The sequence below is a fragment of the Caballeronia sp. ATUFL_F1_KS39 genome, from assembly GCF_023630985.1.
Taxonomy (GTDB): Bacteria; Pseudomonadota; Gammaproteobacteria; order Burkholderiales; family Burkholderiaceae; genus Caballeronia; species Caballeronia zhejiangensis.
Window position 1 is genome coordinate 13,742 of sequence record NZ_JALQDZ010000063.1, and the last position, 22,708, is coordinate 36,449.

Sequence of the window (22,708 nt, forward strand, 5' to 3'; positions counted from 1 at the left end):
ACAGGAGACAGGAGCACACGATGCCGAACATCATGTTGCATGACGAAGAAGCGCGCGCGGCGCTCGGCCGGGGCGTGGGCAAGCTCGCGCGGGCGGTACGCGGAACGCTCGGGCCGAAGGGCATGAACGCGATCATCGACCGGCCGATCGGCTCGCCGATCATCTCGCGCGACGGCGTGAGCATCGCGAGCGAGATCGAGCTGGAAGATCCGTTCGAGAACATCGGCGCGCAGGTCGTGCGGGAAGTGTCGAAGCAGACGAACGACGTCGCCGGCGACGGCACGACGACCGCCACCGTGCTCGCCGATGCGCTCGTGCAGCAGGGCCTCGAATGTCTCGCGGACGGCGCGAATCCGGTCGAACTCGTGCAGGGCCTCGAAGCCGCGGTGAACGAAACGATCGACGCGCTCAAGCGTTCCGCGACGCCGCTTTCCGGACCGGAAGAAGTGCGCGCGGTCGCCGTGGTGGCCGCCAACGACGAATTCACCGGCGGTCTCGTCGCCGAGGCGCTGGAGCGCGTGGGCGCTGACGGCATCGTCGATGTCGAATACGGCTCGACCGTCGAGACGCGGCTCGAAGTGGTGGAAGGCATGGCGTTCGACCGCGGCTATCTTTCGCATCACATGGTGACGGATATCGAACGCATGCAGGTCGTGCTCGACAATCCGCTCATTCTCATGACGGATCAGCGCCTGCAAAGCCAGGACGACGTCGCCGCGATTCTCGCGCTCGCGAACGAGCACAAGCGCGCGCTCTTCATCATCGCGGAGGAAGTCGCGCCCGCGTGCGTCGTCACGCTGCTCGCCAATCGCGACAACGGAGGCTTTGGCGTCGCGGCGATTCATCCGCCCGAATACGGCCACTGGCGGCGCGCGATGCTCGAAGACATCGCGATCGTCACCGGCGGGCGCGTCATCGCGCGCGATCTCGGCGGCCGGCTCGACGCCATCGACATGCGCGACTTCGGCAGCGCGCGCCAGGTGCGCGTGTCGTCGAATCAGACGATCATCACGGCGGGCGCGGGCGATCCCGCCGCCGTATCGGCGCGACGCCAGCAGGTCGCGCGGCAATATGAAATGGCGCCGGAGAACGTCGAGCGCGACAAGTTCGAAGTGCGCCTCGCGAAGCTCTCGGGCGGCACCGCGATGATCCTCGCGGGCGGAGCGACGCCCGTCGAGCAGAAGCGCCGGCTTCATCTGATCGAGGATTCCATCAACGCGGCGCGCGCGGCGATTGCCGAAGGCGTGGTGCCGGGCGGCGGCACGGCGCTGCTGCGGGCATCGGCGCAACTCGACGGATTGATCGCGCGAAGCCACGGCGCCGCGCAACTCGGCGCGATGCTGCTCAAGCGCGCGCTCGCGAAGCCGTTGTTCACGATCGCGTCGAATTGCGGACTGGACGGCGCGTCGATCGTCGCGCAGGTGGCGAAGGCGGATCGCGCGACCGGACTGGACGCGCGCACCGGCGAGATCGCCGATCTGGCCGCGCGCGGGATCATCGATCCCGTGAAGGTGAGTTACAGCGCCGTGCGCAACGCGGCCTCCGTCGCCGCGCTGATCCTGACGACGCAGACGCTCATCGCGAAGAAGCCCGACATCACCGATCCGACGGCGGGCCCGGCGCTCGGCGCGGGCGCGGAGCTGCTCGGCCGCAAGTAGCGCGCGCTGCTGCGCTGCGACACAGCGCGCGGCGCCAACGGGGGCGTTTTCCCCGAGAGGACGAGAGACGCACGAGGTCTATACTCAGCGGACTGTGCTGCGCAATCGCCGGGCCAAGCCGGCGAATCCCGATGCAGCAGCCCCCGCGAGTCGCGCCGACGCCCGCCGCAAGAGCGGGCCGCGCTCCACCTCGCACGGAGGAGACACATGACGAGGCGCCTCATCGGTATGCCGGCTGGCGGCGGTCGCGCGAGCGACCCCTTCGTCGCCGGGTGGACGCGGCCCGACGCAAGCGCCGCCGATCACTCCGACACCGACACCATGCTCGCCTGGGAGCGTTTTCTCGCAGGCGAGATCAGCACGGCCGCGCCGACCGAACTGATCGCATCATGGAAACGAAGTCTGCAATCGGGCGTGAATCCGACCTCGGGCGCAGCGCCGTTCGCCGTGCATGGCGATGCGATCAACACGCTGCGCTGGCGGCATCGCGAACTGCTCGCGGCGTCCGACCGGCTTTTCACGGCCACCGCCGATCTCTTCGCGGATTCGTATTCGATCCTTCTCTTGACCAACGCCGACGGCGTGATTCTCAAGGCGGCCGGCGATCTGCGCACGCTCGACGCCGGCGAAAAGATCCATCTGATGACGGGCGGCGACTGGCGCGAGGCATCGGCCGGGACCAACGGAATCGGCACGGCGCTCGCCACGCGTCAGCCGACTTACGTGCACGGCTCCGAGCACTTCTGCGAAGGCATCAAGGCATGGAGCTGCGCCGCCGCGCCGATCTGCGAACCGGGGACCGGCGCGGTGCTCGGCGTGCTGGACATATCGGGGCCGCCATCGACGTATCAGATCAACAATCTGACGCTCGCCGTCACCGCCGCGCGCCAGATCGAAATGGTGCTCGCGGAGCAGGTGGCGCGCGAGCACATGCGTCTGCTGGCGTTCTGCTTGCAGCGGCTTTCCTCGACGGATGCCGCCGGGCTCATCGCCATCGACCGGCACGGACGGCTCGTGCACACGACGGCGCGCATCGCGTTGCCGGTCAATCCGGGCGAGCGCTTTCCCGGCATGGGCGAGCATTTTCCCGTCGAGGACTGGGCCAATCACCTGCCGCAAGGACTGCGGCCCGAGTGGTTCAATCCGGTCGTCGCGGACGGCGAAGCGATCGGCGCGATGCTGATCGTGCCGCAGCCTTCCGGCCTCTCGAATGCGTCGCGTCTTGCGGGCGGCGCGCGCCGCGTCGGGCCGCAAGTGCAGCCGCGCGGCGAAGCCGACCCGCAACGCAACCGCTTTGAGCAGATCATCTGCCAGAGCGCGGCGATGCAGCGCGCGATCGAACGCGGACGGCAGCTTGCGCGACGGCGCGTGCCGGTGCTGATCGAAGGCGAAACGGGCGTCGGCAAGGAGCTGTTCGCGCGCGCGATCCACGGCGAGGAATCCGACGAAGGACCGTTCGTCGCCTACAACTGCGGGGCGGCGTCGAAGGAACTGATCGGCGCGGAACTCTTCGGCCACGTGCGCGGCGCTTATACGGGCGCGACGGCGGAAGGACGTCCCGGACGATTCGAACTCGCGCATGGCGGAACGCTGTGCCTCGACGAGATCGGCGAATTGCCGCTGGAACTGCAGCCGGTGCTGTTGCGCGTGCTCGAAGAAGGGGTGATCTATCGGCTCGGCGATACGCAGGCGCGTCGCGTGGATGTGCGCCTGCTCGCCATGACGAATCGCAATTTGCGCGAGGAAGTCGAGTGCGGGCGATTCAGGGCGGACCTTTACTATCGCGTCGGCGTCACGCGGATTCGCATTCCGGGCCTGCGCGAGCGCGATGGCGACGTCGATCTGCTGATCGATCACTTCAACCGCTCGCTCGCGCTGCGTCACGGCGTGCCGGCGCGGCAGTTTCCCGACATCGTGATGGAAGTGCTGCGCGCCTATTCGTGGCCGGGCAACGTGCGCGAGTTGCGCAACGTGGTCGAGAACCTGTTGCTGACATCGAATGACGAGCGCGTCGCGCTGGTCGAGCTGCCGCCGGAAGTGCTCGATGAATCGCCGACCGTGCGTGACACGGTCATGTCGAACGCGACGCCCGGCGCGGGCAGCCTCGAGGAAACCGAGCGCTTCGCGATCGCGCGTGCGTTGCGGCATGCGCAGGGCAACATGGCGCAGGCGGCGCGCGCCCTAGGCGTGTCGCGCAGCACGCTGTATCGCAAGATGGAGCAGTATCGGCTTGCGGTCGACGAAAAGCGTTCGTAGCGCAAGCCGTTCTCGGATATCGCCAGCGCGCCGCGCCCTTACCGCAGCGAATAAAAAGTAACACCCGGTAAGGTTTGACGCGAAGTGTGCATTCATCGGGCATTCGATCTGTCGAGGTATGCCATATCGTTCGATACGGCGACTCAATCCGCCGACGCCCAATGAACGAACACATCTCTGAGAACGAACCAAACATGAATACACGAAAGAAGCTGCACAGCCCATCCATCGACTTGCGGCGCTGCGCGCGTCTCGTTGCGTGCGTGATGTTGACGTCGCTCGGCGCGATGACTGCATCGCATGCCGCGAGCTTTCGCTGTCCGCATGACGCGTCCGCGTCGGAGCGGCTCGTCTGTGCGGACCCGGAACTTTCATCGCTCGACGATAAGCTGGCCGCCGTTTTCCGCGAGGCGCACGACGCGACGACCGACGCGACCGCGCTCGATGCGGATCGCGTGGCGCAATGGCAATGGCGTCAGCGCAACTGCAAGGACAAGGCGTGCGTGACCGACTGGTACACGCGCCGCATCTCCGAGCTGCAAGCGGACGTCGCGCACGGAAAGAAGCAGACGGCCGAGCACATCAAGTACGGCATCGCCGAACAGCGGCTTGCGCCGTCGGCGGAAGCGGCCGTGCTTCGGATGAAAGGGCTGGACGGCGGGAAGGATGAACCGGCCGGCGCTGAATCGAAGACATCGGCCGATGTCGAAAAGAAGAGCGCCGTCGTCGGACAGGTGAACGTCGAACGGCTTCGCGCGGCGTCATCCGCACACTACGAGACCGCTGCTGCCGCTCCGTTGATGAACGCGAACATCACGCACAATCCCGCGCTTTCGACGCCATGCAAGAGCGACTGCGCGCAGCGGCAAGTGCGTATCGCTTTCTAGTTTCGGCTTGATCCGGTGAAGGGCGACGTGGAGGAACGCGTCGCCCCGAGCGCGTCAGCAGGCCAGCGCGCAGTAGATTCCGCCGAGCGTGCCCGCCGCGCCCAGACCCATTCCCAAAGCGATGTTTCCTACGGTGGTGGCGCATCCGCCGAGCATGAAGGCGAGCAGCAACGCGATGAGGGAAGTAATGAGTTTGCGCATGATGTAGCGATTCGGTTTGCGGTAGGCGGGAGAGACGTCTTCGACGTGCGGCATACGAGGCACGAGGCCGGAGCCGATCGTAGCAACGGCCAGTCGCATCCATTGCGCGGAAAAGACGTGGAAGCAGCGCGGCTCTTACCAACTATTTCGTGTTCCGCATTGACCGATGACCGCACCGCTGGCGGATAGGAGCCGTCGGCTTCTGTCATCATGGAGTCGCTTAGGCGAATCCAGGGGTGTCATGTCAGATCTCGAGCATGAGAACGAAATCCGCGAAAATGCGATGCACGAACGCGCCGCGAGCGAGGAGCACGACGAATCGGCGGTCGGCCGCACCGGCCCGCTGAACGAAGCGGCGCTCCTCGGGCGCAAGACGCCGCCGTGGCCGGATTCCGCGGCGGCCAATCCCGGTCAGCACGCGCCCGCCGGCAAGCCCGGCACGATGCGCGCATTGGCCGGTCTGCTGTTCGGCCTCGCGCTGCTCGTCGCGGGGAACGGCCTGTTTCAGACGCTGATTCCCTTGCGCATCCTTCAGTCGGGCTATTCGACGTTCGTCACGGGGCTGATCCAGTCGAGCTATTACGCCGGATTCATATTGGGCGCGGTCGTCAATCGGCGGCTGATCGATCGCATCGGTCAGCATCGGACGTTCGTCGCGTTCTCGGCGGCGGCCTCGATTCTCGCGCTCGCTTTCGGCGCGGCGCAGTCGCCCTGGGTGCTGGGCGGCGTGCGCCTTCTCACGGGCGTCGCGTTCATGGGCTTGTACACGTCCGTCGAAAGCTGGCTCAACGGCACCGTCGACAACGAGAAGCGCGGCCAGGTATTCGGTCTGTACGCGGCGATCAACTATCTGGCAGTGGGAAGCGGCCAGTTCCTGCTGAATGTGGGCGCGGGGTCCGGCGCGCAGCAGTTCTCGATCAGCGCGGCGCTCTTTGCGGCGGCGGTGTTGCCGGTCACGTTGATGGAAGGCTGGCCGGTGAAGGTGAACGATGCGAATCTCGATCGCGTGCCCGCGCGAAGCTGGGGAGAGAGCCTTCGCGAAATGATGGCCGTGGCGCCGCTGGGCGTGCCGGGCTGCATACTGACCGGCTTCATCTACAGCAACTTCTATGCGCTGATGCCCGTCTATCTGCAACGCTCGGGCTTCACGACGGAGGAACTCGCGACGTTCATGGGCGTTGCGCTGATCGGCGCTTTGCTGCCGCAGTTCCCGATGGGACGGCTGTCTGATCGCATCGACCGGCGGCGTCTGGTTCTATGGACCTCGTTGACATCGGCGGTGTTGAGCCTCGTGCTGTTCTGCCTGGATTTTCGCATCGTCACATGGTGCGCGACGCTGGCTTATGTCGCCGTGACGTTCACGCAATACGGGCTGATCGTGTCGCATGTGCAGGACCGCACGGAGTCGCATCTGCGCGTTGCAGTGTCGGCGATGCTGCTCGTGCTCTTTTCTCTCGGCGGCATGACGGGACCGACGCTGGCATCCGCGTTGATGACGCTCATCGGGCCGAGCGGACTGTTTCTCTTCAATGCGCTGTCGTGCGTATTGCTGGCGCTGAGTGCAAGGCACGCGCTTAGGCTATCCGCGCGGGCGGCCGGATGAAGCTCCCGTTATTTCCGCCCGGTCGTTGCTTCGCTCAGTCATAAACGATAACCTTGATTCGTTCGTGATCCGTCGAATGCTGGTCAACCGGAGACAACCGTCCCGTGAAGCGAGCCTGGTGTTTCTCCTGCATCGTCGCGTTGAGCGCGGTCGTCGGCGGTTGCAACAAGGACGGATCGCAAAAAGCCGCATCGGAAGCGGGTGCATCCGCGAGTCAGGCGGCGAGTCAGCCCGCGTCGGCCGCGAGCGGCGCGGCAGCGGCATCGGGCACGCAGCCGCACGGCGCGCTCGCTGCCATCGCCCGCGCGCAGTTGCCCGCGGAAGCCGCCGAAACGCTCCGTCTGATCAAAGCGGGCGGCCCGTTCCCTTTCAGCGAGGACGGCGTCCTGTTCCGCAACAGCGCGACCTTGCTGCCGGAACATCCGCGCGGCTATTACCGTGCATACACGGTTCGCACGCCGGGTTCGGCGGATCGCGGGCAGCGCCGGATCGTATGTGGCGGGCCGCGCAAGCAGACCCGCGACTGTTACTACACCGACGATTACTACTCGAGTTTCAAGCGCATCACCGAGTAATCGAAGACGTAGTCCAATGCGCCCGTTCGATCAAACCGAACGCTTCGCCGTGGCGCGCGAGGTCTTCGCGACTTCGCCGCTCGCATCCAGCACGGCGCCGCCCGTTTCGCGCGCGGCGTCATTCGTCGCATCGGCCAGATTCGTGATGAGCTCGCCGGACGATTGCGTCGCCGTCTGCGCGTCATCGGCGGCGGCGTTCGCCATGTCGCCGAACTTGATGCCATTGCGCTCGTACTGATTGCGCACTTCGCTCAGGATGTCGTCCTGCGTCGATGTGATGATCGACAGCACATGCTGGCCATACGATGCGGCCTTCTGAGGAAACTGCGCCAGCATGACCGATTGCCATCCGAGGACGTCGCCGGCGCCGGCTTCATCGCCTGCGCGCAGAAGCGCATTGCTTTCGTCGATGACCGTGCGAACCGTCTGCACGTTCAGTTCACCGAGCGCCTGCATGCCGCTTGCGAAGCGCCCCGTCATGTTGAGGAATGCCTGCAAATTGGCGCGCGCCAGCGACGGAACCTGATACGCGAAATAACCGGGATACTGAAACATTGACCGCTCCTTTTTAAAGTCGAATGTAAATCGGTAAAAGGAAATGCGGCGGCCGGACGCGGGCGATTCCGCGCGTTCCTGCACGCGCGGAGTCGATGGGTTTGTACGTTGCGTCTGACCGGCTGACCACGATATGACAGTTACGTGCATATCCGATGAAAATACGGCGACAAACGCCGATGTCATGCAGCCGTATTTCCCGTCTCAGACGTGAGCGATGCGCGGTGGTTCCCGCTTCAGCCAGTCGCGCAGCGGATCTGGTCCAGCGGGAAGCCGAGTTCGTTGGCGGCGTCTTCGAGGTCGCTCAATGCCTGGCCGAAGACTTCGCCGATTTCTTCCGTGCCGACGAATAACTTTCCCGACCATATGTGTCCCTGCGATGGCGGAATGGCCAGTAGCGTAATCTTGTCGTTGTCGTCGTGCATCGCGGTTTCTCGTGACCCGTGAGAGGAGAAGGCCTTGGTCGATAGCAGATGAATTATCGGTCCGGCTGTGGGCCGAAAACTTAGCGGTCGGTCGTCCGTAACCCGTCCTTATGGAACACGACGCGTCGATGCTTTCGCGGAATGCTCGTTGCTAAAAGGAGCACGAGACTTCATTCATCCGAGGCAAGCATGGACGACTCCCAAACCGTCTATATCGGCAGCGAAGATCCGGACTCGCTCGACGCGCGCATTCTGTGCGACGAACGCTCGGCCTATCACGCGGCGCTGACGGGCGAAAGCGGGCAGCAGTGCGTGGCCGATGACGATCTGCGGAGCATCCGCGCGCGCTACGTGGTGGCGCGCAACGCGATGGGCGAAGCAATGGGATGCGGCGCGATCCGGCGGCAGAGCTATCACGCCGCCGAACTGATGCGGCTCTACGTTCGCCCGCAGTATCGCGGGCTGGAAGCGATCATCCTGTCGTATCTCGAAGAGGAAGCGCGTCTGCTCGGCTATCACACCGTCTGCGTCGTGACGACGCCGGGCGAGTCGAATGCATCGCGCTTTTGCGAAGCCAGCGGGTATCGCCGCACGCCGGCCGATGAGCGCGGCGCCGTGTGCTTCGAAAAAACGCTGCTCGATTCCGTCTGACTTTCAAAAGATGCATGCGGCATGCCGGTTGCTTTGCCGGTGAGCGCACATGCGCAACGCAAGCGCGAGCGGCGTAAATCGCGCAACCGGGAGGGAATCGTGGACGAACAGAAGGAGCAGGACCGCATCCGTCGACGTGCGTATGAGATCTGGGAGCGCGAAGGCAGTCCGGATGGTCGCGCCGAAGAGTTCTGGCAACAGGCGCAGGCGTCGATCGAAGCAGAGGACGGGCCGGATCAGTCCGGGCGCGAACCCGAGGCACACGGCGACGCGACGATCAAGTAGCGTCGCGTCGCAAGCGCGCGCTCATTTCAGCAACGTCATCTGCAGCACCTTGAAGATCACGAGCCCGACGGCGATCACCAGATAGCCGCGCAGCACGCCCATCCAGATGCGCGTGGCGAGTGTCATTTTCTGCGGGGCGAGCGTGTCGAGCGGCGGCATGCGCCATGTGTCGCGTTGCGCGCGATCGACTCTCGTGTGCGTTGCTTGCGCCGTCTTCGTGGTCTGTGCAAAGGCGCCCACGCGACGCAGCAGCACGCTCGCCGCGAAGCCGGCGATCGCCAGAACGGTGCCGCCGGCGAGCACGCCGATGATCGTCTCGCCGCTGATGTCCGGATACATCACGGCGGCCGTCAGGATGATCGACAGCATCACGAGCACCCAGATGACCGAGCCCGTGAACAGGTTCAGCTTCTTCGAGTTGACCCACGGACCGAGCACGGCGCGGTCGTTGCAAAGCAGCAGCAGGAACACGGTCGCGCTCGGCAGCAGCACGCCCGCGAGCGTCTGCACCGCTTCGGTCAGCAGGCCGAGCGGGCTGCCCGGAATCAGCACGATCGCGGCCGCGAGCGCGACGATGCCGAAGTAGACCAGATAAAAGCCCTTCGCGTCGGTCACGCCGCGATGCAGCGAGTGCCGGATCTTGAAGACGTCGCCGATGGCGTACGCGGTCGACAGCGACACGGCCGCGGCGCCGATGATGCTCGCGTCGAGCAGCGCGACCGCGAACAGCGTCGCGCTCGTGCGGCCCGCGTACTTTTCGAGGCCGGCGATGACGCCGCCGGCATCGGTGAAGCTGCCGAACTCGGGATGCCCGGCGAACAGCGCCGCGGTGAAGCTCATCATCGCGACCGAGCCGATCAGCACGAACGCAATGCCGATCCACAAATCGGCCTTCTCGTACTTCATGAAGCGCGGCGTGATGCGCTTGTCGATCACGTAGCTCTGCTGGAAAAAGAGCTGCCACGGCGCGACCGTCGTGCCGACGATGCCGATCACGAGCAGCATCACGTCCGACAGCTTCGCGTGCGCGGGCCAGTTGGGCACGAGAAAATCGCGCGTCATCTGCGACACCGGCGGATGTATCGCGACGAGCACCGGCACGAGCACGAGGCTCAGCACGCATAGCGCGACCGCGAAGCGCTCGAAGCGGCGGAAGTCGCCGGTGCTGACGGCGGCCATCGTCAGCGCGGCCGCGACGCAGACGCCCGCGACCTTGGGCAGCCCGAAAAAATCGAGCACGAACGTGATGCCGATGAACTCGGTGACGATCGTCAGCGCGTTGAGCAGGAACAGATCGATGACGCTGAAGGCGCCCCAGAACTTGCCGAAGCGCTGGAAGATCAGCCGCGCATGGCCGACGCCCGTCACTGCGCCCAGACGCAGCACCATCTCCTGATTCACGTACAGCACGGGCACGAGCAGCAGCATGGTCCAGAGCAAGCTCGTGCCGTAGTTCTGGCCCGCCTGCGTGTAGGTGCCGAACGCGCCTGCATCGTTGTCGCCGACCATCACGATGAGGCCCGGCCCGAGTATCGCGAGAAGCGTGCGCAAACGCGCCCGGCAAGACCCGCGCGGCGCCGTGTCGTGATGCGCGATGGAGCCGAAGGCGCCGCGAATATCGCCGACGTGCGCATCGTCGAGCACGGCGCTGCGTGGCGGGACGCCCGGTGGAGAGACGTTGGTTGGCGTGGACATGATGCACCCCGTGGCAAATATTGTTTATCTGACTTGACCGCCGTCCGGCCCGCGGATGACCGCATGCGCGCGCTTGGCGACAGGCGCGCGCGCACGGCCGACTGCGAGGCGGCGGCAGAACCAGACGGCGGACGCACGGCGGCATCACGCCATCTGGGGCGGATGGAGGTGCACGTTTGAGTGACTGCGAAGTACTACGGCGCGCACCGCTTGCCTGGGTGACAAACGGCGGCGTTGAAAAGGCGCGGACGTGAGTCGCTCAGGCGGAAATTTCGTTCGAAGGTCGACTACTGCAAGTGTCCAAGGCATTCGCCCAATCGTTGAAGATTGTGGATTTTATGGACCGCTTCAAAACCGCGTCAAGCGATGAATGTCCGTTGCGCGAAAATAATTCCGGCTCGCGTGGCGCTGAAATGTTTGCCCTTGAAGGCACGCGCGCGAACCTTTCAACGCGCGGCGTCGCCGTGCATACGAAGCGCGGACTTCAAAAACCTCAGGCGCGTTTCGTTTATTCGGTGGATCGCACGCACGAGGCGCGCGACGGATGCGGATCGGGACGGAGGATCGTATGGTGACGGACATTTCGCTGCGCGGCGCTGCGAAGCGCGTCGGCTGAACGCGAGGCCGGTGCGCCGATGGCCAGCAACGATGCCGTAGCGCAGAAGCCGCTCGCGAGCGTCGACACGCCGCTCGGCGACGACCTGCGCTTTCTGAGCCTTTCCGCGCGCGCGGAACTCGGGCGCATGCCACGCATCGAGTTGACGCTCGTCTCGAAGCGCGCGGACCTCGACTTCAGCCGCATCCTCGGCAAGCGCGTGAGCGTGTCGCTCAACGTGCCGAAGGCGAAGCCGCGCGTGTTCGCCGGCTATGTCGTGGGCTTCCGGCAAGCCGGCATGCGCGGACGGCTCCACATCTACGAGGCGGCGGTGCGGCCGTGGCTGTGGCTGCTCTCGCGGCGCAGCAATTGCCGCATCTTTCAGAACAAGACGGTCGAAGAGATCGTGAAGGCCGTGTTCGCCGATCCCGTCTACAAAGGGCTCGAATTCGGCGAGATCAAATGGAAGGCGAGCACGCGCGCGCATCCGCCGCGCGAATACTGCGTGCAGTATCGCGAATCGGACTTCAACTTCGTGAGCCGGTTGCTCGAAGACGAAGGCATCTACTACTGGTTTCAGGACAAGGATGGCAAGGAGTCGCTGATCCTGACCGATACGCTCGCCGCGCACGAGAGCGTCGCGGGCTGCGAATCGCTGCCGTACGGCGCGGTGCAGGCGGCGGCGCCCGACATCGAATTCGTCAGCGAGTGGCGCACGCATCACGCGATCGAAACGCATAACTGGCTGCTCACCGATTACGACTTCAAGCACCCGTCGCGGCCGCTGCAGAAGCAGGCCGCGAAGCACATGCAGGGCTTCGACGCGTTCTCCGGGCTCGAACATTTCGACTATCCGGGCGGCTATGTGGAAGCGGATCACGGCGAGAGCCGCGCGAAGTCGCGTGCGGACGAATGGCGCATCGAAGGCAGCGTGCCCGACGATCCCGGCATCAACTGGCATCAGGTCGAGGCGCGCACCAACAGCAAGAACGTGCGCGCGGGCGCGCTGCTCAAGCTGACGCGGCATCCGCGCGCGGACCAGAACACGCAATATCTCGTGACGCGCACGCGTTACGAGATCGAACTCGCCGATTACGAAGCCTTCGACGGCGCGCAGGCGAATCGCTGCGAATGCTGGTTCTCCGCGATCGACGCGAAGCAGGCGTTCGCGCCCGCCCGCACGGCGCGCAAGCCGTTCGTGCAGGGACCGCAGACGGCGGTCGTGGTCGGGCCGGGCGGCGACGAAATCTACACCGATCAATATGGCCGCGTGAAAGTGCAGTTTTTCTGGGACCGGCAGGGCAAGCGCGACGAGAACAGTTCGTGCTGGATCCGCGTATCGCAGCCTTGGGCGGGGAAGGGCTGGGGCGCCATCGCGATTCCGCGCATGGGCCAGGAAGTGATCGTCGATTTTCTCGAAGGCGATCCCGACCGGCCGATCATCACGGGACGCGTCTACAACGCCGAACAGATGCCGCCTTACGATCTGCCCGCGAACATGACGCAGTCGGGCATCAAGAGCCGGTCGAGCAAAGGCGGAAGCGGCGCGAACTGCAACGAACTGCGTTTCGAGGACAAGAAGGGCGCCGAGCAGGTGCTCATTCATGCCGAGAAGAATCAGGACATCGAAGTCGAGAACGACGAGACGCACTGGGTCGGGCATGACCGCAAGAAGAACATCGATCACGACGAAACGACGGTCGTCAAGCACGACCGCACCGAAACCGTGGGCAACAACGAGAAGATCGACGTCGTGATGAACCGCACGGAAACGGTCGGCGTGAACGAGAGCATCACGATCGGCGCGAACCGCACCAAGACCGTGAAGGCGAGCGAGACCGCGACGGTTCTCCTGCAACGCACGCACAGCGTGGGCATCAACGAGACGATTACCGTCGGCGCGGCGCAGGAGGTGACGATCGGCGCGTTCCAGGTGGTGACGGTCGGCGCGTATCACACGGAGACGATCGGTGCGAGTCAGACGGTCAGCGTCGGCTCCGGCCAGACCGTCACGGTGGGTTCGGATCAGACCGTGAGCGTCGGCGGCAACCAGGCGACGAGCGTAACGGGCGATCAGTCGCTCAGCGTCGGCGGCGGGCAGACGGTGTCGGTCGCGAAGGACGCGAGCGAGTCGATCGACGGCGCGCAGTCGAGCACGGTGGCGAAAGGGCGCACGACGTCCGTCGGCGAGGATGACGCGCTCAAGGTGGGCAAGACCCTCACGATCAACGCGGAAGAATCGATCAGTCTCGTTACGGGCGATGCCAGCATCGTCATGAAGAAGGACGGCACGATCCAGATCAAGGGCAAGGACATCAGCCTCAAGGGCAGCGGCAAGATCAGCGTGACGGCGGATAGCGACGTCGTGATGAAGGGAAGCAAGATTCTTCAGAACTAGCGCGCCATGGTTCCCGTTTCGAGCGGCGATGCGATGACCGTTCGACATGGCCCGACACGACCGGCCTTCCCGCGTCCGGCAAGTCTTATATAAGACATAAGACATAAGACGTTTGACGCAACGCAGCGTCGCAATTAGAATAGCGGGCAACGCAGTGCCCAGAACATCCCGGCTTGTTTGCAAAGCCTTCACTGAAACGCAAAGGCAACGGTCCCCCCATGCTGGAAAACTTTCGTGCTCATGTAGCCGCGCGCGCCGCGCTCGGTATTCCTCCGCTGCCGCTGACGGCGCAGCAGACCGCCGAACTGGTCGAGCTGCTGACGAACCCGCCCGCAGGCGAAGAGCAGGCTCTGCTCGATCTCATCACCAACCGCGTGCCCGCCGGTGTGGACGAAGCCGCGCGCGTCAAGGCGGGCTTTCTTGCCGCCGTGGCCAAGGGCGAGACCGCCTGCGCGCTGATCTCGCGCGCGCGCGCCACCGAGCTGCTCGGCACGATGCTGGGCGGCTACAACATTCAGCCGCTGATCGAATTGCTCTCCGACGCCGAAGTCGGCACGGTGGCAGCGAACGCGCTGAAGAAAACCCTGCTGATGTTCGACCAGTTCCACGACGTCAAGGAACTGGCCGACAAGGGCAATGCCAACGCGCGCGCCGTGCTGCAAAGCTGGGCCGACGCCGAATGGTTCACGAGCCGTCCGGAAGTGCCGCAGAGCCTGACCATCACCGTGTTCAAGGTGACGGGCGAAACCAACACCGACGACCTCTCGCCCGCGCCGGACGCCACCACGCGCCCCGACATCCCGCTGCATGCGCTCGCCATGCTGAAGAACGCGCGTCCCGGCATCACGCCGGAAGAAGACGGCAAGCGCGGTCCGGTCAAGTTCATCGAATCGCTGAAAGAGAAGGGCCATCTGGTCGCGTATGTGGGCGACGTGGTCGGCACGGGTTCGTCGCGCAAATCGGCCACCAACTCGGTGCTGTGGTTCACGGGCGAAGACATTCCGTTCATCCCGAACAAGCGTTTCGGCGGCGTGTGCCTGGGCGGCAAGATCGCGCCGATCTTCTACAACACGATGGAAGATGCCGGCGCACTGCCGATCGAACTCGACGTGTCGAAGATGGAAATGGGCGACGTCGTCGAACTGCGTCCGTACGAGGGCAAGGCGCTGAAGAACGGCGAAGTGATCGCCGAGTTCCAGGTCAAGTCCGACGTGCTGTTCGACGAGGTGCGCGCCGGCGGCCGCATTCCGCTGATCATCGGCCGCGGACTGACGGCGAAGGCGCGTGAAGCGCTGGGTCTGGCTCCGTCGACGCTGTTCCGCCTGCCGCAGCAGCCGGCTGACAGCGGCCGTGGCTTCTCGCTCGCCCAGAAGATGGTCGGCCGCGCGTGCGGTCTGCCGGAAGGCCAAGGCGTGCGTCCGGGCACGTATTGCGAACCGAAGATGACCTCGGTCGGCTCGCAGGACACCACCGGCCCGATGACCCGCGACGAACTGAAAGACCTGGCGTGCCTCGGCTTCTCGGCCGACCTCGTGATGCAGTCGTTCTGCCACACGGCGGCTTATCCGAAGCCCGTCGACGTGAAGACGCATCAAACGCTGCCGAACTTCATCAGCAACCGTGGCGGCATCGCGCTGCGTCCGGGCGACGGCGTGATCCACTCGTGGCTGAACCGCATGCTGCTGCCGGACACCGTCGGCACCGGCGGCGACTCGCACACGCGCTTCCCGATCGGCATCAGCTTCCCGGCGGGCTCGGGTCTCGTCGCCTTCGCGGCCGCCACCGGCACGATGCCGCTCGACATGCCGGAGTCGGTGCTCGTGCGCTTCAAGGGCAAGATGCAGCCGGGCGTCACGCTGCGCGATCTCGTCAACGCGATCCCGCTGTACGCGATCAAGGCGGGCACGCTGACCGTGGCCAAGCAGGGCAAGAAGAACATTTTCTCGGGCCGCATCCTCGAGATCGAAGGTCTGCCGGATCTGAAGGTCGAGCAGGCGTTCGAACTGTCGGATGCATCCGCCGAGCGTTCGGCCGCCGGTTGCACGGTGCATCTGAACAAGGAACCGATCATCGAGTACCTCAACAGCAACATCACGCTGCTGAAGTGGATGATCGCGCAGGGCTATCAGGACCCGCGCAGCCTGCAGCGCCGCATCAAGGCGATGGAAGCATGGCTCGCCGATCCGCAACTGCTGCAACCGGATGCGGATGCCGAATACGCCGCCGTCATCGAAATCGATCTGGCAGACGTTCACGAGCCGATCGTGGCCTGCCCGAACGATCCGGACGACGTGAAGACGCTGTCGGACGTGGCCGGCGCGAAGATCGACGAGGTGTTCATCGGTTCGTGCATGACGAACATCGGTCACTTCCGCGCGGCGTCCAAGCTGCTTGAAGGCAAGCGCGACATTCCCGTCAAGCTGTGGGTCGCGCCGCCGACCAAGATGGACCAGAAGCAACTGACGGAAGAAGGTCACTACGGCGTGTTCGGCACGGCGGGCGCGCGCACCGAAATGCCGGGCTGCTCGCTGTGCATGGGCAATCAGGCGCAGGTGCGCGAAGGCGCGACGGTTATGTCGACGTCGACGCGCAACTTCCCGAATCGTCTCGGCAAGAACACGAACGTGTATCTCGGCTCGGCGGAATTAGCGGCCATCTGCTCGCGCCTGGGCAGAATTCCGACGAAGGAAGAGTACATGGCCGACATGGGCGTGCTCAACGCCAATGGCGACAAGATCTATCAGTACATGAACTTCGACCAGATCGAAGACTTCAAGGAAGTCGCCGACACCGTGCAGATGTAAGCGTGCTGTCGGGCTACGGCGAGCGGTTTCGTCGTAGCGTCGCGCAATGGCGCCGCGGGCTGAATGCCCGCGGCGCTTTTTTTTTGCGCGAGGGTCGTCGAATGGATTACCTCATATGTGCGCGCCCGTTTTCTACGCGCGTTCACTTGTTCGCCCCGTATGTCGGCGACGCCAGAGTTTCATGATGACCTTATAGGCGACGATGGCCACAAGCAGGTCGAGCGCCGCCATAGAGAACACGTAAAGACCATCATAGTCACGGACACCGAGCCAGTCGGAGACACCGATTAAAATTTCCTGTTGCCGCAGCGTCAGCGGCGTCGGATAGGTATGTACGTAGCGAGTCGCGAGCAGAAATAGCCCAATAAACAGCGCGGATTTCAGCGAAAGGATCGCCACCCTACGGGCAAGTGTTGCCAATGGTAATCACCTCGATTACGCCATATGCGCGTAAGCCGGTGGCACCGACGGGCACTGTTGGCGATTGCAAGAGAGCCTGCCGCAGCCTTTGAAAATCCGCAACGCTTTGAAGCGTAATGCAGCCGAACGACACACCCGAACCGCCGATCGGATGAAGGCGAAAGTTCCCTCTATTAACGCCGTTCACCCAAGTCCAATCATCGATCAGTCCGTCATCGCGGTAGAGTGCGAACCATTCGCCGTGATATGACGGACGTCCGGCCACAGTATTCAACGTATCCTTGGCCCATGCATATAACTGCGAGCCAATCCCGCCAGTAGGTCTATCGACGATCCAGTAACGACCGGAAGGGATCGGGCCTTTATCGACCACCGCCGTGCAGCCCCCCCGATTGCGATAGGCTTTATCGCCGGAAAACGCCGCGTACGCCCCGACACCAGCCATGACAAGCGTCAGCATCGGCGCATTATCGACCACGAACTTGCCCTGCAGAGCCATCTCGTTCCCCCGAGCCTAGCGTTCCGTCCACGCGTCGGAGAACTTGATGTTGCCGTCCAGGTAGTGCCAGGTGATGTTGTCATACATGAGCGATACGGCCTCGACGTGATTGAGCTGGCTCATGCTGGCGATCTTCGTGTTCGCGAAACCGGGATGAACGCCGGCCACTTTCACGCCCTCCAGCAGCATCGTGAAGTAGTTTTCCTCCCGGCCCGCGTCATTGATCCGATAGAACCTGATCTCGGCAGATCGAAGCGTTTGCCCTTTGGCAACCGCTTTGTACAGATACGGGCTGGCCGCATCGAACTCTTTTTCGATCGACATGGGCGCGTGTATGCGCGTGCCGGTAATCCTGCCGGCGTTGCCATCGACGGGAAGCGTCAGGCCGTGTCCAAAGCCGATGATCTCGATGCTGCCCTCGCGCCCTTGCACGGAGACACTGCCCTTGATCGGCGAACCGCCATCGTCCTTCAGCCACATGTATGCGGGAATCGGCATGGTTGTTTCGCTTAATTCGTTTGGAAGCCGAAACAATGGAGTAAGACACATCAACAGCGCAATACGCTTTTTCTTAACAAGGTCGATTGAGTGGCGAAGTAGACAGCGCATGATTTTGTCGCCGTCGCGGACGAAAACGAGCCGCCCCGATATCATCCCCAATCCATCAGCCCCAACCCTGCCGACATCCATGGAAAAAGCTTTCAGCGACGCCGATCGCGAAGCCGTCTACCGCGCGATCCGCGAGCGTCGCGACATGCGTCACTTCGTCGGCGATCCGGTGTCGCCGCACGTCATGCAGCGCCTCATCGACGCCGCGCTGCACGCGCCGAGCGTCGGCTTCATGCAGCCGTGGCGCATCCTGCGCATTACCTGCGCGAACCTACGCGCGCGGTTGCGCGATGCGGTCGAACGTGAACGCGTGCTGACCGCCGATGCGCTCGGCGAACGCCGCGATTCGTTCATGCGGCTCAAGGTGGAAGGATTGCGCGAGTGCGCCGAAGTGCTGGTGATGGCGCTGATGGACGGCCGCGAGCATCATGTCTTCGGACGGCGCACGCTGCCCGAGATGGACCTCGCTTCCGTCGCGTGCGCGATCCAGAACATGTGGCTCGCGGCGCGTGCCGAAGGGCTGGGAATGGGCTGGGTCTCGCTGTTCGATCCCGTGGAAGTCGCCGCGCTGCTCGACATGCCCGCCGGCGCGCGGCCCGTGGCCATTCTTTGCGTCGGGCATGTCGAACGCTTCTACGATGCGCCGATGCTCGAAAGCGAGCGTTGGGCGGCGCGCCGTTCGACAGAGGAATGCGTCTTCGAGAATACGTGGCCGTCTCGGAAGGACGGATGAATTTTTTCGCGATATCTGTCCATCGGCGCACGGCCCGCGCGTCATCGTGATGGCGCCCGGATGATCCGGCCGCATCGACCTTGTGACGGAGGCTCACATGCACTATCTGCTGATGATCTATTCGGACGAAAACCGCTGGAACCAGATGACCGACAGCGAGCGGCAGCAGGGCGTCGCCGCGTATCAGGCGTACACGGAATCGTTGAAGAAGGCGGATGCGCTCGTCGGCGCGAACCGCCTGCAGCACACGAGCACGGCCACGACGGTGCGGCTCGTCGACGGGAAACCGCAAGTGCTCGACGGGCCGTTTTCCGATACGAAGGAGCAGCTCGCCGGCTATTACCTGATCGACGTGCCCAATCTCGACGCGGCGATCGCGTGGGCGTCGCGCTGTCCCGGCGCGGCGCACGGCCTCATGGAAGTGCGTCCGGTGTGGACCGCGCCTTACGATGCGCCATCCGCCGGATGAGCGAGCCCGCTGACCGTGCGAGCGCGGTAGCGGAATTGGTCGCGCGACGCAACTACGGCAAGCTCGTCGCGCTGCTGGCGATGCGTACGCGCGACGTCGCCGCAGCCGAGGACGCGCTCGCCGACGCGTTCGCGGCCGCGCTCGCGGACTGGCCGAAGCGCGGCTGCCCGGCGAATCCCGAAGCGTGGCTGATGACGGTGGCGCGCCGCCGGGCGATCGACGGCGCGCGCCATCGCCGGGTCGGTGAAGACGTCGCGCATCAACTGACGATTCTCTCCGGCGAAATCGACGAGCACGAAGCCGGCGCATTGCCCGACCGGCGGCTCGGGCTGCTGTTCGCGTGCACGCATCCCGCGCTCGAGGCCGCGATCCGCACGCCGCTGATGCTGCAAGTGGTGCTCGGGCTCGAAGCGAAGACGATCGCTTCCGCGTTTCTCATGTCGCCCGCCGCGATGAGCAAACGCCTCGTGCGCGCGAAGAACAAGATCCGCGAAGCCGGCATTCCGTTCAGCGTGCCGGAGCGCGAAGACTTGCCCGGCCGTCTCGACGCGGTGCTCGAAGCCGTGTACGCGGTGTATGCCGAAGGATGGACGGATCCGCTCGGCGGCGATGCCGCGCGGCGCGATCTGACCGGCGAGGCGCTGTTTCTCGCGCATCTGCTCGTCGACTTGCTGCCCGATGAACCGGAGACGCTCGGCCTTCTTGCGCTGATGCTCTACGCCCAGGCGCGATGCGACGCTCGACGCGATGCGGCCGGCGACTACGTGCCGCTGTCGGCTCAGGATCCGTCGACATGGAACGCGCCGATGATCGACGCAGCCGACAGGCTGCTGCGGCGCGCGAACGCTTTCAACGCGATCGGACGGTTTCAGCTGGAGGCCGCGTTGCAGTCGGCGCATGTGCATCGCTGCCGCACGCATCGGCCGAACTGGGACGAGATCGTGCAGCTCTACGATGCGCTGTTCGGGATCGCGGCGTCGCCGGTGGTGGCGGTGAACCGCGCGCTCGCGCTGGCGGAACGCGACGGCGCGCGGGCGGCGCTCGATGCGCTCGCGCCCTACGCGGACGATCCGCGCCTCGCCGACTATCAGCCGTATTGGGCGGCGCGCGCCGATCTGCTCGCTCGCGTCGGCGCGACGGACGAGGCGCTCGCCGCCTACGATCTCGCGATCGGACTGGAGCGCGATCCGGCGGTGCGCCGGTTCTTGCAGCGCAGGCGCGCCGCGGTGTCAGCGGGCGGGCGATGAACGCTCGGTTCCAGGCGTCGCGGGCTGCGCCGCGTTTCGCACATGCGTCAGATCGACCGCGTTGGTTCCGTCGCCGTGATCGTATCCATCGATGTGGGGCAGCGCCGGCACGGTGTCGTCCTTCTCCAGCCAGTTGTCGCTCTTGTACGTGGCCGAGCGCGCCTGCATGTAGCCGTAGCGATCCGCGGCGATCGCCTGAAGCTGCGACGCGTCGCGAACGATCACCGGCCTCAGGAAGATCAGAAGGTTCGTCTTCTGCCGGCTTTTCGTCTCGTGCCTGAATAGCGATCCGAGCACCGGAATCTTCGAAAGCCACGGGATTCGGGAATTGCCGTTCGTGTAGTTGTCGCTGATCAGTCCGCCGAGCACGACGATCTGGCCGTCGTCCGCGAGAATGGTCGTCTGCAGCGAGCGCTTGTCGATGCTGTAGCCGCCCGCCTGATCCGCCGTGCCGTTCTGCACGCTCGAATCTTCCTGATAGACCTGCAGCGTCAGCGTTCCGCCCTGATTGATCTGCGGCTTGACGTTCAGCATCACGCCGACATCCTTGCGGTCGTACGTGTTGAACGCCGATACCGATGACGAGCTCGTCGTGTTCGTCGAATAAGACCCGGACTCGATGGGAACATTGGTGCCGACGAGAATGCGCGCCTCGTGATTGTCGAGCGTGACGAGGCTCGGCGTCGACAGCACGTTGACATCCGAGTTCGACTGCAATGCGCGGAACAGGCCCTTGGTGCCGAGGATATTGCCGAATCCCGCGACCAGGCCGACGTTCGTCGTGGTCGCGGCGACGGACTGCAGCCCCGCAGCCGTCAGCCATTCGATGCCGAATTCGCCTTCCTTGTCGGAAGCCACTTCGATGATGAGCGATTCGATATACACCTGAACCTTGCGCTGATCGAGCCGCGCTATCACGGTGGCGAGGTTTCTGAACACCGGTTCGGGCGCGGTGATGATGAGCGAATTCGTGGACACGTCCGCGACGACTTCGCCGCTTCCTTGCTCGTCCTTGTCATCGCCCGAGCGCGTTTGCATCCCGCCGAAAGGGCTTTTCGAGGAAGACGCCGACGATGACGTCGCGCTCACCGACGATGCCGAATCCGTGCCGCCCGGCAGCGGCGGCAGCGTGCCGTTGCTGCTCGGAAGCCCCGACGAGCTTTGATTGCCGCCGCCGTTGCCCGAGCCCGATTGCGAATCGCCGCCGCCTGTCTGGCCGAGAATCCGTCGCAGCGTCTTGGCGATATCGGTGGCGTCGGCGTTGCGCAGGCTGACGATATGAATGTTGCCCGGCGCGCGCGTCGGCGTGTCCAGCTTGACGATCAGCGATTCGGCGTCGGACAGCCGCGCGGCGCCGCTCGACCGAAGCACGACCGCGTTGCTTCTCGCGTCCGGCGTGACGACGACCTTCTGCGTCGGATCGCTGTTGCCGATGCCGTTCAGATCCAGCAACTTCTGCGCTTGTTGCGAGACGGCCGTCGCATCCGCGAAATTGAGCTGCACGACCGCGATATGCGGGCTCGACGCCCCTTCGATGCCCGCGATGATCGACGCGATCCTGCGCACGTTATCCGCATAATCGGTCACGATCAGCGTGTTGTTGCTCGGGTTGGCGGCAATCGTGTTGTTCGGGGAAATCAGCGGCCGCAGCGTCGGCAGGATACTGTTCGCGGACTCCCTGCGAAGCTGAAATACCTGCGTGACGATCTGATCGCCCTTCGCGACGGGCTGATTGCCGACATAGGTCGGCACGCCCTGAACCTTCGCTTCCGATTCCGGCACGACCTTGAGTACGCCGTGATCCTGCAATAGCGCGAAGCCCTGCATACGCAATGCGGATTGCAGCGTCTTGAGCGCTTCGTCTTCGGGAACCGGATTCTCGGAGACGAGATCCAGTTGTCCCTTCACGCGCGGATCGACGATGATCGTCTTGCCCGTGGCGAGTCCGATCGCGCGCACGACCTCGTTTATATCGGCATGCGAAAAATTCATCACGACGGCGGCGAACGGCACACGCGGATACGCAACGAGGAAAGTTATCCCCGCGACGAATGCGGTTCTTGCAAGAGATCGCGACAGGGCGCGGCGAAAACGGTCTTGGATCGGGAGAGTTGTCAAATCGGCGGGCGATGTAGTTGGCTTC

The 22,708-nt window shown here is 64.4% G+C and carries 21 protein-coding genes; 13 read left to right on the top strand and 8 right to left on the bottom strand.

The genetic code is table 11. The annotated features are described in order from the left end of the window. The first annotated feature begins 20 nt into the window (after positions 1 to 20). The 3 genes from NCR93_RS30130 to NCR93_RS30140 all read left to right on the top strand — a co-directional run bounded on the left by NCR93_RS30130 (position 21) and on the right by NCR93_RS30140 (position 4,801). Positions 21 to 1,658 (top strand): molecular chaperone GroEL, encoded by a 1,638-nt coding sequence (locus NCR93_RS30130; RefSeq protein ID WP_175982206.1) that lies wholly within the window; start codon positions 21 to 23, stop codon positions 1,656 to 1,658. Positions 1,659 to 1,865: 207 nt separating this feature from the next. Next, positions 1,866 to 3,914, top strand: a complete 2,049-nt coding sequence (locus NCR93_RS30135; RefSeq protein WP_175982205.1) for a sigma-54-dependent Fis family transcriptional regulator — start codon at positions 1,866 to 1,868, stop codon at positions 3,912 to 3,914. A 194-nt stretch (positions 3,915 to 4,108) separates the two neighbouring features. Beyond that, positions 4,109 to 4,801, top strand: coding sequence for a lysozyme inhibitor LprI family protein (locus tag NCR93_RS30140; protein WP_175982204.1), 693 nt, complete (start codon positions 4,109 to 4,111; stop codon positions 4,799 to 4,801). A gap of 54 nt (positions 4,802 to 4,855) precedes the next feature. Here NCR93_RS30140 and NCR93_RS30145 read toward each other — a convergent pair whose 3' ends face one another. Further along, complete coding sequence (locus NCR93_RS30145) at positions 4,856 to 5,101, bottom strand: hypothetical protein (protein ID WP_144403548.1); 246 nt, start codon at positions 5,099 to 5,101, stop codon at positions 4,856 to 4,858. Between the two features lie 142 nt (positions 5,102 to 5,243). On the opposite strand from NCR93_RS30145, the gene NCR93_RS30150 reads away from it, so the two are divergent. Together NCR93_RS30150 and NCR93_RS30155 are read left to right on the top strand one after the other, a co-directional pair. Continuing rightward, positions 5,244 to 6,605, top strand: coding sequence for an MFS transporter (locus tag NCR93_RS30150; RefSeq protein WP_175982203.1), 1,362 nt, complete (start codon positions 5,244 to 5,246; stop codon positions 6,603 to 6,605). A 104-nt stretch (positions 6,606 to 6,709) separates the two neighbouring features. Then, positions 6,710 to 7,180, top strand: coding sequence for a ribonuclease (locus tag NCR93_RS30155; RefSeq protein ID WP_175982202.1), 471 nt, complete (start codon positions 6,710 to 6,712; stop codon positions 7,178 to 7,180). Between the two features lie 30 nt (positions 7,181 to 7,210). Here NCR93_RS30155 and NCR93_RS30160 read toward each other — a convergent pair whose 3' ends face one another. Continuing rightward, on the bottom strand, positions 7,211 to 7,735 hold the full coding sequence (locus NCR93_RS30160) for a phasin family protein (RefSeq protein ID WP_175982201.1): 525 nt from the start codon (positions 7,733 to 7,735) through the stop codon (positions 7,211 to 7,213). Positions 7,736 to 7,971: 236 nt separating this feature from the next. Continuing rightward, positions 7,972 to 8,160: a hypothetical protein gene (locus tag NCR93_RS30165; protein WP_008345831.1), complete on the bottom strand. Its 189-nt coding sequence runs from the start codon at positions 8,158 to 8,160 to the stop codon at positions 7,972 to 7,974. Between the two features lie 189 nt (positions 8,161 to 8,349). Between NCR93_RS30165 and NCR93_RS30170 the strand changes: the two genes are divergently transcribed. Together NCR93_RS30170 and NCR93_RS30175 are read left to right on the top strand one after the other, a co-directional pair. Next, on the top strand, positions 8,350 to 8,811 hold the full coding sequence (locus NCR93_RS30170) for a GNAT family N-acetyltransferase (protein ID WP_008345829.1): 462 nt from the start codon (positions 8,350 to 8,352) through the stop codon (positions 8,809 to 8,811). 21 nt (positions 8,812 to 8,832) lie between these two features. Next, the gene (locus tag NCR93_RS30175; RefSeq protein ID WP_175982200.1) at positions 8,833 to 9,096 is read left to right on the top strand and encodes a DUF2934 domain-containing protein; all 264 of its coding nucleotides are present in this window, start codon (positions 8,833 to 8,835) and stop codon (positions 9,094 to 9,096) included. A 21-nt stretch (positions 9,097 to 9,117) separates the two neighbouring features. On the opposite strand, the gene NCR93_RS30180 is transcribed toward NCR93_RS30175, so the two are convergent. Next, positions 9,118 to 10,791, bottom strand: coding sequence for an Nramp family divalent metal transporter (locus tag NCR93_RS30180; protein WP_175982199.1), 1,674 nt, complete (start codon positions 10,789 to 10,791; stop codon positions 9,118 to 9,120). Between the two features lie 296 nt (positions 10,792 to 11,087). Between NCR93_RS30180 and NCR93_RS30185 the strand changes: the two genes are divergently transcribed. The 3 genes from NCR93_RS30185 (at position 11,088) to acnB (ending at position 16,588) form a co-directional block, all read left to right on the top strand. Further along, the gene (locus NCR93_RS30185) at positions 11,088 to 11,366 is read left to right on the top strand and encodes a hypothetical protein (protein ID WP_175982198.1); all 279 of its coding nucleotides are present in this window, start codon (positions 11,088 to 11,090) and stop codon (positions 11,364 to 11,366) included. Between the two features lie 60 nt (positions 11,367 to 11,426). After that, positions 11,427 to 13,784 carry a type VI secretion system Vgr family protein gene (locus NCR93_RS30190; RefSeq protein ID WP_175982197.1) on the top strand — a complete coding sequence of 786 codons (2,358 nt, stop codon included), beginning with the start codon at positions 11,427 to 11,429 and terminating at the stop codon, positions 13,782 to 13,784. Between the two features lie 218 nt (positions 13,785 to 14,002). Next, the gene (acnB, locus tag NCR93_RS30195; protein ID WP_008345821.1) at positions 14,003 to 16,588 is read left to right on the top strand and encodes a bifunctional aconitate hydratase 2/2-methylisocitrate dehydratase; all 2,586 of its coding nucleotides are present in this window, start codon (positions 14,003 to 14,005) and stop codon (positions 16,586 to 16,588) included. Positions 16,589 to 16,720: 132 nt separating this feature from the next. On the opposite strand, the gene NCR93_RS30200 is transcribed toward acnB, so the two are convergent. From NCR93_RS30200 to NCR93_RS30210, 3 genes are read right to left on the bottom strand one after another with little or no spacing between them, the layout of a single operon-like run. Further along, positions 16,721 to 17,008 carry a hypothetical protein gene (locus NCR93_RS30200; protein WP_175982196.1) on the bottom strand — a complete coding sequence of 96 codons (288 nt, stop codon included), beginning with the start codon at positions 17,006 to 17,008 and terminating at the stop codon, positions 16,721 to 16,723. Continuing rightward, positions 16,989 to 17,507, bottom strand: a complete 519-nt coding sequence (locus NCR93_RS30205) for a DUF2778 domain-containing protein (RefSeq protein ID WP_175982195.1) — start codon at positions 17,505 to 17,507, stop codon at positions 16,989 to 16,991. The genes NCR93_RS30200 and NCR93_RS30205 overlap by 20 nt, the downstream gene beginning before the upstream one ends. A 15-nt stretch (positions 17,508 to 17,522) precedes the next feature. Further along, entirely contained in the window at positions 17,523 to 18,005 is a 483-nt protein-coding gene (locus NCR93_RS30210; protein WP_175982233.1) for an Hcp family type VI secretion system effector, read from the bottom strand. A 190-nt stretch (positions 18,006 to 18,195) separates the two neighbouring features. Here NCR93_RS30210 and bluB point away from each other — a divergent pair, with 190 nt between their 5' ends. The 3 genes from bluB to NCR93_RS30225 all read left to right on the top strand — a co-directional run bounded on the left by bluB (position 18,196) and on the right by NCR93_RS30225 (position 20,565). After that, positions 18,196 to 18,849 (top strand): 5,6-dimethylbenzimidazole synthase, encoded by a 654-nt coding sequence (gene bluB / locus NCR93_RS30215; RefSeq protein WP_008345813.1) that lies wholly within the window; start codon positions 18,196 to 18,198, stop codon positions 18,847 to 18,849. A gap of 97 nt (positions 18,850 to 18,946) precedes the next feature. After that, complete coding sequence (locus tag NCR93_RS30220; protein ID WP_008345811.1) at positions 18,947 to 19,318, top strand: YciI family protein; 372 nt, start codon at positions 18,947 to 18,949, stop codon at positions 19,316 to 19,318. Beyond that, a complete protein-coding gene (locus tag NCR93_RS30225) occupies positions 19,315 to 20,565 on the top strand; it encodes an RNA polymerase sigma factor (protein ID WP_250532389.1) in 1,251 nt (416 codons plus the stop codon). The genes NCR93_RS30220 and NCR93_RS30225 overlap by 4 nt, the downstream gene beginning before the upstream one ends. Here NCR93_RS30225 and NCR93_RS30230 read toward each other — a convergent pair. After that, positions 20,548 to 22,557, bottom strand: a complete 2,010-nt coding sequence (locus tag NCR93_RS30230) for a secretin GspD/PilQ domain-containing protein (protein ID WP_239295268.1) — start codon at positions 22,555 to 22,557, stop codon at positions 20,548 to 20,550. The two genes, NCR93_RS30225 and NCR93_RS30230, sit on opposite strands and share 18 nt — an antisense overlap. Positions 22,558 to 22,708 lie beyond the last annotated feature (151 nt).

What these genes read in the sequence shown, in the direction of transcription:
- NCR93_RS30130 (WP_175982206.1), top strand. Translation starts at nt 21, where the DNA reads ATGCCGAACATCATGTTGCATGACGAAGAAGCGCGCGCGGCGCTCGGC.
- NCR93_RS30135 (WP_175982205.1), top strand. Translation starts at nt 1,866, where the DNA reads ATGACGAGGCGCCTCATCGGTATGCCGGCTGGCGGCGGTCGCGCGAGC.
- NCR93_RS30140 (WP_175982204.1), top strand. Translation starts at nt 4,109, where the DNA reads ATGAATACACGAAAGAAGCTGCACAGCCCATCCATCGACTTGCGGCGC.
- NCR93_RS30145 (WP_144403548.1), bottom strand. Translation starts at nt 5,101, where the DNA reads ATGCGACTGGCCGTTGCTACGATCGGCTCCGGCCTCGTGCCTCGTATG.
- NCR93_RS30150 (WP_175982203.1), top strand. Translation starts at nt 5,244, where the DNA reads ATGTCAGATCTCGAGCATGAGAACGAAATCCGCGAAAATGCGATGCAC.
- NCR93_RS30160 (WP_175982201.1), bottom strand. Translation starts at nt 7,735, where the DNA reads ATGTTTCAGTATCCCGGTTATTTCGCGTATCAGGTTCCGTCGCTGGCG.
- NCR93_RS30165 (WP_008345831.1), bottom strand. Translation starts at nt 8,160, where the DNA reads ATGCACGACGACAACGACAAGATTACGCTACTGGCCATTCCGCCATCG.
- NCR93_RS30170 (WP_008345829.1), top strand. Translation starts at nt 8,350, where the DNA reads ATGGACGACTCCCAAACCGTCTATATCGGCAGCGAAGATCCGGACTCG.
- NCR93_RS30175 (WP_175982200.1), top strand. Translation starts at nt 8,833, where the DNA reads ATGCCGGTTGCTTTGCCGGTGAGCGCACATGCGCAACGCAAGCGCGAG.
- NCR93_RS30180 (WP_175982199.1), bottom strand. Translation starts at nt 10,791, where the DNA reads ATGTCCACGCCAACCAACGTCTCTCCACCGGGCGTCCCGCCACGCAGC.
- NCR93_RS30190 (WP_175982197.1), top strand. Translation starts at nt 11,427, where the DNA reads ATGGCCAGCAACGATGCCGTAGCGCAGAAGCCGCTCGCGAGCGTCGAC.
- acnB (WP_008345821.1), top strand. Translation starts at nt 14,003, where the DNA reads ATGCTGGAAAACTTTCGTGCTCATGTAGCCGCGCGCGCCGCGCTCGGT.
- NCR93_RS30205 (WP_175982195.1), bottom strand. Translation starts at nt 17,507, where the DNA reads ATGGCTCTGCAGGGCAAGTTCGTGGTCGATAATGCGCCGATGCTGACG.
- NCR93_RS30210 (WP_175982233.1), bottom strand. Translation starts at nt 18,005, where the DNA reads ATGCCGATTCCCGCATACATGTGGCTGAAGGACGATGGCGGTTCGCCG.
- bluB (WP_008345813.1), top strand. Translation starts at nt 18,196, where the DNA reads ATGGAAAAAGCTTTCAGCGACGCCGATCGCGAAGCCGTCTACCGCGCG.
- NCR93_RS30220 (WP_008345811.1), top strand. Translation starts at nt 18,947, where the DNA reads ATGCACTATCTGCTGATGATCTATTCGGACGAAAACCGCTGGAACCAG.
- NCR93_RS30225 (WP_250532389.1), top strand. Translation starts at nt 19,315, where the DNA reads ATGAGCGAGCCCGCTGACCGTGCGAGCGCGGTAGCGGAATTGGTCGCG.
- NCR93_RS30230 (WP_239295268.1), bottom strand. Translation starts at nt 22,557, where the DNA reads ATGAATTTTTCGCATGCCGATATAAACGAGGTCGTGCGCGCGATCGGA.